The following is a 12,763-nucleotide window of genomic DNA, read 5'->3' on the forward strand; positions in this document are numbered from 1 at the left end:
CGTCCTGGGTGGGCTCACGGGTGAAGACGCTGGCACCAGCCCGGTGCACGCACCCGGGGACGACACCGAGGAGGCCGTGGTGGACGACGAGACCGAGCCGAACGACCGGCAGGGCCGCGCGGGGACCAGGAGCGGGCACCCCCGGGTGGTGGTCGGCGTCGACGGGTCAGCCGGCTCCCGGGACGCCCTCGGGTGGGCACTCGTCGCGGCGGCCCGCGCCGGTGCGTCACTCGAGGTCGTGTCCGCCTTCCCGGTGGACTTCTACTGGACCGACCCCTACCTGCTCGACCGCGGCCGGGTCGACTCGCTGCGCTCGGACACCGGGGCGCGGACGCGGGAACTCGTCGAGGCGGTCCGCCGGGAGCCCGGCGTGGCCGCAGTCCCGGGCACCGGCGACGTCCCGGCGGAGGTCACCGTGGTGGCCGGGGCGCCGGCCGAGCACCTGGTCCGCGTGGCCGAGGGCGCCGACCTGCTCGTCGTCGGCAGCCGGGGCCGTGGCGGCATCCGCAGCACCCTCCTCGGCTCGGTGGCGCTGCACTGCTCCACCCATGCCGCGTGCCCGGTCGTCGTCGTCCACCCCTCGACGACGACCGGCCCGGCCCGTGTGGTCGTCGGGGTGGACGGGTCGGTGCCGTCCCGGACCGCGCTGGCCAGGGCAGCTGAGGCGGCTGCCGAGCGGGGCGCGGAGCTCGAGGTGGTGGCCGCGTACGACCTGCCGAACTACTGGAGCGAGCTGTACGTCGTGCTCGCCGAGTCGCTCGAGGAGGTCCAGGACGCCGCCCGACGACACGCCGAGGCAGCGGTCGCCGAGGTGCTGGGAGAGCAGCCGACGGTCCCGGTGACCGTGGTGACCGTCCGGGGGACGGCGGGGGAGGCGCTCGTGCAGCAGGCCGCCGGCGCCGAGCTGCTGGTCGTGGGCAGCCGCAGCCGGAACGCGCTGTCGGGCATGCTGCTCGGCTCGGTGTCCCTGCACAGCGTGGTGCACGCGCCCTGCCCGGTGATGGTCGTGCACCCGGCGCCGGGCGCCGCCCAGGAAGGGACGTCGTCCACCCTGGCCGGCGCCGCGAACTGACCGCCCGACCGTCGCCCAGGAGGAGCAGGGGGCCTTGGTCCCCGAGGGCCGAGCCGTACCGCTCTCGCCGCGGCCGAGCCGCCCGCCGATCGTGGAGGGGCAGGGATCAGACCCGCTGGGAGGAGAACCACCATGACCACACCTCAGGACGCCGGGACGTCGCGGCAGCGCCCACGCCCCGACCCGCTCGCCATGTCACCGGCGGAGAAGGTGGCCGCGGAGTGGGAGGCCCGGCACGACGCCGCGGCCCGCGGCCACAGCGGTTCCGCCGGCGCCGTTCAGCACTACCTCGCCGAGTCGCGGGCCCGCGAGGCGCAGCGCGGCGGGTCCGGGTCGGCCGCGCACGCCTCGACGCCGCCCCACAGCCCGGCACCGGTGGACCCGGCGTCGTCGACCCCGCCCCCGGCCCGGCGCCGACGCTGGTGGCCCTTCGGCAGAGCTCGCTGAGCGCGGATCCCCCGCACCTCAACCGGGCACGAGGTCCCGGCGTCGGAACGAGCCGAGACCGGCCGCCAGCAGCGCGACGGCCAGCGCAGACAGGGTGAGCAGCGGCAGCGCCGCCCACTTCTCGGCCGGCACCGCCGGCGTCCGGGCCACGGGGGACAGGACGGTCACCCATCCCGGCCAGTCGAAGGACTCGGCGAACAGGGTGATGCCCGCGACGCCCCCGACGACGATCCATGCGGCGGGCACCGCGGCGGCGGGGACAGCGCCGAGGAGCGCCCCCGCCAGCCCGGCCACCACCCACACCGCCGGTGCGTAGCCCAGCGCCGCCCCGGTGAGCCGGAGCAGGTCCGTTGCGTCACCGGTGACCACCGCGCGGCTGACGCCGGTGGCCAACCCGTCCAGCGCGAGCAGGGCCGTGGCCCCCACCAGGGCCACCGTCAGGTGGCTGCCCAGCCAGCGGAGCCGGCCGACACCGGCGGCCAGCACCGGCTCGGCCCGGCCGGCGGCCTCCTCGGTGCGCGCCCCGATCGTGGCCGAGACGGTGTAGCCGGCCACCATCAGCGCGGTGACCTGCAGGGTGACCCCGAGGTAGGCGTTGACCAGGCCGGCGGTCGAGCCCGCGGGGAAGAACACCTGTGCATCCGGGTTGTCACCGATCAGCGTCTCGACGGACTCGGCCAGGCCTCCGTAGACCAGGCCGAGCAGGACGATCCCCGCCGCCCACGCCAGCAGGGCGCCGCGGTGCAGCCGCCAGGCCAGGCCCAGCGGGCTGGACAGCGACCGCGGTGCCGTGGCCGCCCCGGGTCGGGGTTGCAGAAGCCCCGACCCCAGGTCGCGGCGGTCCAGCAGGTGCCGGGCGGCCAGCATCAGCACCGGCGTCCCGACCACGGGCAGCAGCAGCGGCCACCACCGGTCCGCCGACCACGGGTGGGTGGCCTGGGCCCAGCCGACGGGCGATGCCCAGGACAGCCCGTCGTGGGTGATGTCGCCGATCGCCCGCACCACGAGGGACAGCCCGAGCGCGCCACCGACCAGCCCGTGCACACCCCTGGTCCCCGCGGTCAGCTGCGCACAGACGGCGGTGACCCCGGTGAACACCCAGCCGACGCCGGCGGTGGCGGTGCCCAGCAGCACTGAACCCTGCTCCGGCAGACCGGTCAGCGCCGCCCCTGCCGCGACCGACGCCCCCATCCCCGTGCAGGCCAGCACCGACAGCAGGGTGGCCGCCGTCACCGGCGCGTGCCGCCCGACCTGCGCCGAGCGGACGAGCTCGGTCCGGCCGGACTCCTCGTCGGCCCGGGTGTGCCGCGCGGTGGTGAACATCGCCATCAGCACGGTGAGCACCACCAGCGGGGTCGAGATCTCGAAGGCAACCGTGCCGGCCACCGTGTCCAGGCCCACCGGCGGCCCGGAGAACGCGATGCTGGCCGCGTTGCTCCCCGCCGACGCCTGGTAGGCCGCCAGTGCCTCGGGAGTCCGGTAGATGGTCTGGTTGGAGGTGGACTGGACGGCCACCAGCGCGCCGCCGGCGAGCAGCCACACCGGTAGGCGCAGCCGGTCCCGGCGCACCGCGAACCCCAACAGCGCCAGGGTGCCGGTCAGCGTCGGGGTGCTCACGACGACCATCTGCCGGCCGGGACGGCCTCGGTCGGGACGTCACCGTACTGCCGCAGGAACAGCTCCTCCAGCGTCGGCGGGGCGCTGACCAGGCTGCGCAGGCCGGCCTCGACCAGTCGTCGGACGGCACCGTCGAGCTGGTCGCGGTCGACGTCGAACCGCACCCGCCGGTCGGCGACCTGCAGCCCGTGCACGCCGGGGAGGCCGGTCAACCCGGTGACGGCGCGCTCCGTCTCGGCGGTGACCGACGTCCGGGTCAGCGAGCGCAGCTCGGCGAGGGTCCCGCTCTGCACGGTCCGCCCCAGCCGGATGATGCTCACCCGGTCGCACAGCGCCTCGGCCTCGGCCAGGAGGTGGCTGGACAACAGCACGGTGCGCCCCTCGGCCCGGGCCTCGCGGATGCAGCTCTGGAAGATGGCCTCCATGAGCGGGTCGAGGCCGGAGGTCGGTTCGTCGAGCACGAGCAGCTCCACGTCGGAGGCCAGGGCCGCGACCAGGGCGACCTTCTGCCGATTGCCCTTGGAGTAGGTGCGCGCCTTCTTCCGCGGGTCGAGCTCGAAGCGTTCCAGCAGCTGCTCTCGGCGCCGCCGGTCGATCCCGCCCCGCAGCCGGCTGAGCAGGTCGATCACCTCGCCACCGCTGAGGGTCGGCCACAGCGTGACGTCGCCGGGCACGTAGGCCAGCCGCCGGTGCAGCGCGACGGCGTCCCGCCAGGGGTCCCCCCCGAGCAGCCGGACGCGTCCGGAGGTGGGCCGCAGCAGACCCAGCAGCACCCGGATGGTGGTCGACTTGCCCGATCCGTTCGGGCCGAGGAACCCGTGCACCTCACCGGCCCGCACCTGGAGGTCGAGCCCGTCCAGGGCGCGGGTGCGCCCGAAGGTCTTGACCAGGTCCGACACCGAGATCACCGCGGTCACAGCTGAGGACCGTGCCCGGCCGGGCGGTCCGCGGGAAGGTGCTCCCGCTGCTGATCCGCGGGACCGGCGACCCTGGTCCCGTCGCCGCAGGTCACGCTGCGCCCGGGGGCACGACCTGGTCGACCTCGAGCTGGGCGGCCACCCGGTCCGCCCAGCGGTCGATCGCCGGCCAGTCCCGTGCGTCGCCGGGACTACCGCCGACCGCCCGCCAGAAGGCCCGACCGGCCAGGCCCACCTCCCGGGTGTCGACGACCCTGGCGAACAGCGGGTGGACGTGCAGCGCCAGGCCCGGGGCGAACTTCCGTTGCACCCGGCGGACCTCCTGTGCGGCCATCCGGCGGCCCAGGAACCCGTCCGGGGCCACGCCGCCGACGCTGAAGGCCCAGCAGGGCCGTGCAGGGACCTCGAACGCGCGCCGGAGGAAGTCGACCGCCTCCGGCAACCACGCCATGCCGTGCACCGCGCTGCCCACCACCCGTGCACCAAAGTCCTACGGCTGCACGTCCGGGCCCAGCGGCAGGCAGGCGACCAGCACCCCGGACCCGCGCAGCCGGGCGGCAAACCGTTCGGCGATCGGGACGTAGGCCGGGCGCGGGACCGGCTGGGCGGGACCCCGGGATCGACCTGCGGTGCGGGCGGGAGAGCGAGGAGGGTCCCCGGTGACCGAGAAGCACACGCCGTACCCGGTCCGCGTCGACGCCACGCTCGACGCACCGATCTCCCGGTGGCTCTGGCTGGTCAAGTGGCTGCTGCTGATCCCGCACGCCGTCGTGCTGGCGTTCCTGTGGATCGGCGTCGGGGTCGTGTCGGTGGTCGCCTTCGTCGCCGTCCTGGTCACCGGCCGGTACCCCCGGCCGCTGTTCGACTACACCGTGGGGGTGCTCCGCTGGACCTGGCGGGTCCACTACTACGGCTACGCGGCTCTGGGCACCGACCGCTACCCGCCGTTCACCCTCGCCGACGTGCCGGACTACCCGGCGCACCTGGACGTGCCGTACCCCGAGCGGCTGTCCCGTGGGCTGGTGCTGGTCAAGTGGTGGCTGCTGGCGCTGCCGCAGTACCTGGTCGTCGCCGTCCTCGCCGGTGGCGGCCTCTGGTTGAGCTCCTGGTCCAGCCGCGGCGGGGACGACGGCTGGGCCTTCGGCGGACTGGTGGGCCTGCTGGTCGTCGTCACGGGGGTCATCCTGCTGTTCACCGGGCGCTATCCCGGGCAGCTCTTCGACTTCGTGCTGGGCCTGGACCGCTGGGTGCTGCGGGTCGTGGCCTACGCCACCCTGCTGACCGACGAGTACCCCCCGTTCCGGCTGGACATGGGCGGCACCGACCCGGGCTCGCGGCCCCTGACCGGCCCACCGGCACCCGTCGGGGGCGGGGCGGCTGTGGACGGGCCGACCCCGCCGGCCAGCTCGCCGGCGGTCGGCTCGCCGTCGGTCGGCGACGGCCGGCACCCGGTGGGCAGCCGGTGGACCGGGGGGCGCGTGGCGGCCCTGGTGATCGGCGCGCTGCTGGTGCTCGCCTCCACCGGGCCGCTCCTCGGCGGCGGAGCGCTGCTGTGGGCCGACCGCACCCAGCGGGACGGCGACTGGTTGACCAGCCCGGACGTCGTGGCCGCGACGGACCGCTACGCGCTGGTCAGCGACGACGTCCCCCTGGACACCGCCGGTGCGGACTGGGTCGTCGACGACTTCCTGGGCGACGTCCGCATCGAGGTGACCGCACTCGACGGGGAGGAGGTGTTCGTCGGCGTCGCGCCGTCCGCCGCGGTCGCCGGGTACCTGGGCGGTGTCGGACGCACCCGGGTCGACGACGTGGGTGACGAGGGGCGCGGCTGGGCCTGGGACACCGGCTCCGGGTCCCGCATGGGCCCGGCGATGATGGACGACCTGCCCGGCGGACCGCCGGGGACCGCCCCCGGCGAGCTCGACATCTGGACGGCGTCGTCCGAGGGCGCCGGGACGCAGACGCTGGAGTGGACCCCGGAGGACGGCGACTGGACGGTCGTCGTGATGCCCACCGACCGGGGCGCGGGCCTCGCCGTGCGGCTGGCCGTGGCCGCGACCGCACCGGGCCTGGTCTGGCTGGCCTCGGGGCTGCTCGCGCTCGGTGCGGTGCTGCTGGTCGCCGGCGTCCTGCTGATCGCGCTGGCGGTGCACCGCGCCCAGGGCCGCCCCACGCCACCGCCGGCCGGCCACCCGGCCGCGCCGACCGGCCCGGCCCCGGACCCGGGCGGCGCTCCACCGGCTCCGACCGTCGACCGGCCGCTGAGCCCCTCCGGCGGGCAGCGCTGAGCTGTCCGCGGGCCGACACCGCGCACCGACCGTCGGGTCGGGGGTGCCTGCGGCTCAGCCGCGCGGCGGTGCTGCCCGCCCGGTCCGGTCGACGGCATCGACGCCTCGGCCAGGCCGCCGGGCCCGCACGGCCTTGCCGATCGCGTCCACGGCCAGCACCGCGGGGACCGCGCACCCGGCCACGGCCAGGCCGGCCAGGGACGGCGGCCGATGGCCCAGCAGGTCCGCGACCGGTGGCACGGTGAGCACCGCGGCCAGCACGAGCACCTCGACACCCAACGCACCGACCAGCAGCGGGTTGCCGCGCCAGCCCAGCCGCCAGACCGGCCGGCTGCTGCTGCGGCAGGCGAAGGCGGTGCCGAACTGGCCGAGGACGATTGCCGTGAAGGCTGCGCCCGAGGCGGTCGCCAGCGCGGTGCCGGATGCCGTCTCGCCGTAGCTCCACCCCGCCGACACCAGCACGGTGAGGAAGGCGGTCATCGCGACGGTCGCCTCCACGGGTCCCAGCACGGCCAGCGCCCGGGTGAGCACGTGCCGGTCGACGAGCCGGCGGCGGGGCGGTGGACCCTCCAGCACCCGAGGGGAGGAGGGCTCCGCGCCCAGCGCCAGCGCCGGCAACAGGTCGGTGGCGATGTCCAGGCCGAGCACCTGCAGCACCCCGATGGCCAGGGGGACCGCCCCCCCGGTGACGCTGAAGACCAGGAAGGGCGCGAGCTCGGCCACGTTGTCGGTCAGGTGGTAGGTCAGGAAGCGGCGGATGTTGGCGAACGTCGTGCGCCCCTGCCGCACCGCCGCCACGACGGTGGCGAAGTGGTCGTCCAGCAGCACCAGGTCCGCTGCCTGGCGCGCGACGTCGGTGCCGCTGCGCCCCATGGCCACGCCGATGTCGGCCGCCCGCAGCGCCGGCCCGTCGTTCACCCCGTCGCCGGTCATGGCCACCACGTGACCGCGTGCCTGCAGTGCCCGGGCGATGCGCAGCTTGTCCTCCGGCGCGACCCGGCACACCACGATCCCGTCGTGGTCGAGCAGCGCACCCAGGGCCGTCGCGTCGGCCGGCAGGTCGGCGCCGGTGACGACCCGGCTGGAGCCCTCCTGCCACAGCCCCACCTGGCGGGCGATCGCGGTCGCGGTGGCACCGGCGTCCCCGGTGACCATGGCGACCGCGATGCCGGCCCGCCGGCACTCCACGAGCGCGGCGTCCACACCTTCCCGCGGTGGGTCCTCCAGACCGACCAGGCCCAGCAGGTGCAGCTCCCGTTCGGCCTCGTCGGCCCCCGCCCGCGCAGGCAGGTCCACGGTGCGGACGGCGACGGCGAGCACCCGCAGCCCGGCGGAGGCCAGCCGGGTCGCCTCCGCAGCGGCGCCGGACGGGTCGGTGCAGCGGGGGAGCACCGAGTCGGGGGCACCCTTCACGTACAGCTCGTGGCCGACCAGGACCGACATCCGGCGGCGACGCGGGTCGAAGGGGAACCGGCGGGTGGCCGGGACGTCGTCCGGAGCCGGGGCGCCGCTGCGGCGGGCGAGGGCGTCCAGGGCGGCCTCCATGGGGTCGCCGGAGGCGGTCCACCCGTCCGGGGCCTCCTGGATGCGCCCGGTCGAGCAGCGCACCGCCGCCCGGGCGAGCTCCGCGGTGGCCTCCCGCGCGCCCGGTGGACCGGTGAGCTGCCCGGTCGGCTCGTAGCCCACGCCGCTCACCTGCACCCGACCTGCCGGTGTCCACACCTCGAGCACCGCCATGCGGTTCTGGGTGAGGGTGCCGGTCTTGTCGGTGCAGATGACGGTGGTCGAACCCAGCGTCTCCACCGACTCGAGCCGGCGCACCAGGGCCTGCTCACGGGCCAGCAGCTGGGCGCCGCGGGCCAGGGACAGCGTGACGGTGGGGAGCAGCCCCTCGGGGACCAGCGCGACGGTGACGCCGACGGCGAACAGGAACCCGTCGGAGGCCGGGAGCCCCAGGAGGAGGCCGGTGCCGAATCACGCCAGCCCGACGGCGACCGCCAGGACGGTGATGGCCCGGACCACCCGGTCCAGCTCCCGGCCCAGCGGCGACCTCGCGCGCTGCACCGTGCCGGTGAGCGTGGCGATCCCGGCCAGCCGGGTGTCACCGCCGACGGCGGTGACGGCGGCCGAGCCCTCGCCCTCGACGACGAAGCACCCCGCCGAGCCGGTGTCCCCGCCCGCCTTGTCCACCGGCTCGCTCTCCCCGGTGAGCATCGCCTCGTCCAGCCGCAGGCCGTGCACCTCCACCAGCACGAGGTCGGCGGCCAGCCGGTCACCGGCCTCGAGCAGCACCCGGTCGCCGACGACCAGGTCGACGGCGTCGACCTCCTGCCGGCGCCCGTCGCGGACGACGGTGACCCGGTGCGGGACGAGGTCCCGCAGGGCCTGCGCCGCCCGGTCGGCCCGGTGCTCCTGGACGAAGGCGAAGGTGCCGTTGAGCAGCACGACGACGACGATCGCCATCCCGAGCTGCGGCATCCCACCGAGCACGGCCAGCGCGGCGGCCCCCCACAGCAGCAGCGCGAAGAAGTGCACGAACTGGGCCACGAGCATGCGCGCCGCGGACGGGGGACGCTGCTGGGGCAACCGGTTGCCCCAGCCGCGGCCCCCGTCCGCGGCGCCCATCCCCGCGGCCCGGTACCAGCCGTGCCCCGCCCGCGTGCCCCGGGGGGCCGGCCGGCTGGCGCGCCTCGCTGGCAGGCCTGCGCCGGCGGAGGGCGGCGTCGTCGNCGGGTGGACGGTCCGGGCGTCGGTCACCCACAGGCCCTCCGGGTCCAGGTTCCACTGGACCGACTGCGGCGCGTCCGCGTGCGCCTGCAGGTGCAGCCCGAGTTCCACCACGGACAGGACCTGGTGCTCCGGGAGGGGAGGCGTGGTCGCCGGGGAGGCGTCGCCGGGCCACTCCAGGCGGCCGGTGGGGTCGAAGACCCAGCGACGGACCCCGCTGCCGACCGTGGCCGCCCGGGCGACCACGACGACGCGGTCGGGCCGACCCGTCACCGGGTCCGCGGTCGTGACCGTCCCGGTGACCGCGGGGCGGGCCCCGTGCTGGACCAGCACGGCCACCCGGGGGGAGGCGGTGTGGCCGGCGTCCGTCCGGGCGGCCACCACCGAGGGCGCGAAGACCGATCCCCACCCGGCGACCAGGGCCGCGGTCACGCCCGGCCCGCGAGCTCCGCCGGTGCCGTCGACCAGCGCCCGCGCCGTGGGCAGGTCCCGCCCGTCGACCACGCAGGTCGACAACGAGGTGAGGTCGGTCGCCGGGTCGCCCGGGTGGGCACTCCACCGCGTGAGCACGTCGGCCGCCAGCCGGTCGGGCAGGCCCGCCCGGAGGACCAGGGAACGGGCGCGGTGGCAGGCGCCGGCGAGCCCCGCGTCACCGTCCCCCCACGCGCCGTCCAGCAGACCCGTGACGGCCCGCCGGTAGAGGTGGGCGAGCTCACCGTCGACCCCGGTCTCCCGCAGTGCGCGCTCGCGGGCACTCGCGGTGACGACGAAGCCCGGGCGGACCGGGAAGCCGGCCCCCATCAGCGCGGACAGCCGCGCGCTGGCCCACCCGGTCTCCGCGGGGTCGACCGGATCGCCCAGCCCGGTCAGCAACGGCGCGGCGTCGCGGGACGGGACGGCGTGGTCCACTGTGCCTCCTCGGTGTCGTCCTCCCCGAGGGTCCCCGGGCCATCGGCGGCTGGGCAGGGACCTCTGGCAGGAGTTGCGGGACGGGGGTCCCCGGGTGCGGCCGAGGTCCCGCCCGCGGGGGACCGAGGACCCTGCCGGGGACCCGGCGCCGTCCCGCAGCCTGGTCCCGTCGTCGGTGGCCCACGGGTGGGCATGGACTGGGGAGTGCTGGTGCCGGAGGAGACGAGGCAGGACGTGTCGGACGCGGAGTCCTACGTGGACCGGGTCGACCGGGTGGCGGACGTGCCCAGCGGCGTGCTGGTCGGGCACGACGGGTCTGCCTGCGCGACCGAGGCCCTCCGGTGGGCGGCGGCCCTGGCGACCCGGGCGGGCTACGACCTGCACGTGGTGCGCGCCTGGTCGTTGACGAACGCTCCGCGCCCGGCGAGCTGGGAACCCGGCTACGTCCCGCCGCTGCACGACTGGGAGGGCGCGGTGCGCGAGCAGCTCGCGGCCGACGTCGCGGCAGCCGGCATCCGCGCCGGTGGGTCGGTCGTCCTGCACGCCGTCCACGGCGCGCCCGCGCCCCGGCTGATCGAGTCGGCCGCGAAGGCCGACCTGCTCGTGGTGGGGTCCCGCGGCAGGGGTGGCTTCCGGGGCCTGCTGCTCGGCTCGGTGAGCGACCAGTGCGTGCGGCATGCGCCCTGCCCGGTCACGGTCGTGCACACCGCCCCGCGGTCGGCAGCCGGTCGCTGAGCCGGCCCGGTGGTGGCTGCTCACTCCGCCACCGGGGCCCGGCAGGCGACGACGAACGACCGCGGCTGCGGTCACGGCTCCGCTGCCCTCGTCCCTCCTCGATCCTCCGGGCTGGGTGGGTGGTGCTCGATCGTCGCGTCGGAGCCGGGCACCACCACGCTGGTCCGGTCGTCGTCGGTCCAACGCACCGTCCACGGCGGGCTGCCGTCGGCGTGCGCGACGTCGATGACCTGGCCATGGCGCACCCGACCGCCCACGGCCGGCCCGCGCACGGTGAGCCAGTCCCCGACCTGCGCCCGCGTCATCGGGTGTGCTCCGAGGTCCTGTGGTCCGATCGACCAGCGACCGGCACGACGAGCACCGGGCACGGCGCCTGGTGCAGCAGCGATCGGGTGGTCGAGCCCAGCCCCGGGACCCGGCCGTGGTGGCGGTGACCGACCACCAGCAGCTCCGCGGTGCTCGCCGCACCGCACAGCCCCGGCGCTGGGCGCTGCTTGATCAACGCCGGCCGGACCTCGGTGCCCGGCCACTTCTCCTGCAGCCCGGCCAGCGCTTCGGCGAGCAGGCGCTGCTCCTCGTCCCGGACGCTGTCCCAGTCGATCAACGGGCTGATCGTCTGGTACGTGGGTTCCAGGGCAGGCTCGATCCAGGTGTGCACGGCCACGAGCTCGCAGCCCCGGGCGTCGGCTTCCTCGAAGGCGGCCTGCAGCACCGCCTCGTCCCCAGGTCCCCCGGACACGCCGACGACCACCGATCGGCCCGCCACCAGGGCCCGGTCGTCCTCGTCGGGCAGCACCAGCACCGGGCCGGCCGCGTGGGCGACGACCCGGGCCGCCGTGGAGCCCACGCCGGTGAGGGGGCTGCCGGACCGGCCACCGAGCACCACCAGGGGTGAGGTGACCGTCTCGTCCACGAGCAGCTCGGCCGGGTGCCCGGTCCGCACGACGGTGTCCACGCGGCAGCTGGGGACCAGGTCGCCGATGGCCTGGAGCAGGTCCTCGGCAGCCCACCGGGTCGTCGTCCCGAGGTCCGTCGCGGCCGGTCCCGCGAACCAGCTCCGGCGCACCGGGCGGTGCACGTGCACCAGCCGTAGCGGGGTGCGGCGTCGCGCGGCCTCGATGGCCGCTGCCCGGACGGTGGCCCGGGCTCCCGGCGTGTGGTCGACCGCGGCGACGACCGGGCCTTCGGCGTGGGTCATGTCCAGCTCCTGTCCGCCGGGGAGGACCCCGGCTCGTCGGGTGGTGGTCGGGTGTCCGCCCCGGGACCCGGGCGGCCCGCTCGGGTCAGCCCCGGCGGGATCGGCGCACGGACACGCGTGGACGGGCGACCCGGGCCCGGGTCAGGAACAGCGTCACTAGCACCAGTCCGGCCACGCCGACGAGTCGGTTGACGTCCACGGCAGGGCGCCACGACACGGTGCCACCGCTGATCACGTAGGCACCGGCCGGCCGGGCGCCGACCCCGAACCCGGCTCCCTGGCCTTCCTGGTCCTCGGCATGACCGCCACCGCCACCGCCACCGCCCCCCACGGCGGCCGCGGTGATCACGGTGACCCCGTCGACCTGCACGGGGTCGGCGAACACCCGCCTGACGGTGATGGCGTCGCGGGTCTGGCTCAACACGTCCTGCAGGTCCACGGGATCTCCTCCGGGAGGGCCGCTCGATCAGGGTGGCGACGAGTCTGGGCCGTGGGCCGGAGGTCCGGCACCACACGACGGCCCCGGCGTCGGGGACCTGGGTCCCTGGTCCTCGACGGGCGCCGGCCACACCATCGGGTCGGACAGCCCGAGGAGCCTCCCCGGCCGCGCCGGGGACCGGGGGTGACCCGATGTGGTGCCCGCACCCGGGCGCCCCGCTGCCGAGCCAGGAGGAACCATGCCGAACAGCACCGGACCGCAGCCGTACACCCACCTCGGGCTCGACGACCCGCCGCGTGACCGGCGCCGGGCCGGCGACGTGCTGGTGGGGGTGGACGGGTCACCCGGGTCACGGGCCGCGCTGGTGTGGGCCGCCCGGGAGGCGGTGAGCCGGGGGGTGGGGCTGAGGGTGGT

Annotated in this window: 12 protein-coding genes; 4 read left to right on the forward strand and 8 right to left on the reverse strand. The window is 76.4% G+C overall.

From position 1 onward, the window contains the following. Positions 1-43 precede the first annotated feature (43 nt). Entirely contained in the window at positions 44-1,072 is a 1,029-nt protein-coding gene (locus LFA75_RS21875; protein ID WP_225235693.1) for a universal stress protein, read from the forward strand. A gap of 132 nt (positions 1,073-1,204) precedes the next feature. Then, complete coding sequence (locus tag LFA75_RS21880; protein WP_225235694.1) at positions 1,205-1,519, forward strand: hypothetical protein; 315 nt, start codon at positions 1,205-1,207, stop codon at positions 1,517-1,519. An 18-nt stretch (positions 1,520-1,537) separates the two neighbouring features. On the opposite strand, the gene LFA75_RS21885 is transcribed toward LFA75_RS21880, so the two are convergent. From LFA75_RS21885 to LFA75_RS21895, 3 genes are all read right to left on the reverse strand, one after another. Beyond that, complete coding sequence (locus LFA75_RS21885; protein ID WP_225235695.1) at positions 1,538-3,136, reverse strand: ABC transporter permease; 1,599 nt, start codon at positions 3,134-3,136, stop codon at positions 1,538-1,540. After that, on the reverse strand, positions 3,133-4,053 hold the full coding sequence (locus LFA75_RS21890; protein WP_225235696.1) for an ABC transporter ATP-binding protein: 921 nt from the start codon (positions 4,051-4,053) through the stop codon (positions 3,133-3,135). Before LFA75_RS21890 ends, LFA75_RS21885 begins: the two co-directional genes overlap by 4 nt. Before the next feature lie 91 nt (positions 4,054-4,144). Continuing rightward, positions 4,145-4,504 (reverse strand): hypothetical protein, encoded by a 360-nt coding sequence (locus LFA75_RS21895; protein ID WP_225235697.1) that lies wholly within the window; start codon positions 4,502-4,504, stop codon positions 4,145-4,147. A gap of 208 nt (positions 4,505-4,712) precedes the next feature. Between LFA75_RS21895 and LFA75_RS21900 the strand changes: the two genes are divergently transcribed. After that, positions 4,713-6,341: a DUF4389 domain-containing protein gene (locus LFA75_RS21900; RefSeq protein WP_225235698.1), complete on the forward strand. Its 1,629-nt coding sequence runs from the start codon at positions 4,713-4,715 to the stop codon at positions 6,339-6,341. 54 nt (positions 6,342-6,395) lie between these two features. Here the strand turns inward: LFA75_RS21900 and LFA75_RS21905 are convergent, their stop codons facing one another. After that, the gene (locus LFA75_RS21905; protein ID WP_225235699.1) at positions 6,396-8,162 is read right to left on the reverse strand and encodes a cation-translocating P-type ATPase; all 1,767 of its coding nucleotides are present in this window, start codon (positions 8,160-8,162) and stop codon (positions 6,396-6,398) included. A 153-nt stretch (positions 8,163-8,315) separates the two neighbouring features. Beyond that, complete coding sequence (locus LFA75_RS21910; RefSeq protein ID WP_455428486.1) at positions 8,316-9,869, reverse strand: P-type ATPase; 1,554 nt, start codon at positions 9,867-9,869, stop codon at positions 8,316-8,318. Positions 9,870-10,169: 300 nt separating this feature from the next. Between LFA75_RS21910 and LFA75_RS21915 the strand changes: the two genes are divergently transcribed. Beyond that, complete coding sequence (locus LFA75_RS21915) at positions 10,170-10,712, forward strand: universal stress protein (protein ID WP_225235701.1); 543 nt, start codon at positions 10,170-10,172, stop codon at positions 10,710-10,712. Between the two features lie 71 nt (positions 10,713-10,783). On the opposite strand, the gene LFA75_RS21920 is transcribed toward LFA75_RS21915, so the two are convergent. From LFA75_RS21920 to LFA75_RS21930, 3 genes are all read right to left on the reverse strand, one after another. Then, positions 10,784-11,017: a DUF1918 domain-containing protein gene (locus LFA75_RS21920; protein WP_225235702.1), complete on the reverse strand. Its 234-nt coding sequence runs from the start codon at positions 11,015-11,017 to the stop codon at positions 10,784-10,786. Beyond that, a complete protein-coding gene (locus LFA75_RS21925) occupies positions 11,014-11,910 on the reverse strand; it encodes a universal stress protein (protein ID WP_225235703.1) in 897 nt (298 codons plus the stop codon). Before LFA75_RS21925 ends, LFA75_RS21920 begins: the two co-directional genes overlap by 4 nt. Positions 11,911-11,995: 85 nt before the next feature. After that, on the reverse strand, positions 11,996-12,349 hold the full coding sequence (locus tag LFA75_RS21930; RefSeq protein ID WP_225235704.1) for a hypothetical protein: 354 nt from the start codon (positions 12,347-12,349) through the stop codon (positions 11,996-11,998). Positions 12,350-12,763 lie beyond the last annotated feature (414 nt).

Source organism: Klenkia terrae (genome assembly GCF_900491935.1).
GTDB lineage: Bacteria > Actinomycetota > Actinomycetes > Mycobacteriales > Geodermatophilaceae > Klenkia > Klenkia terrae.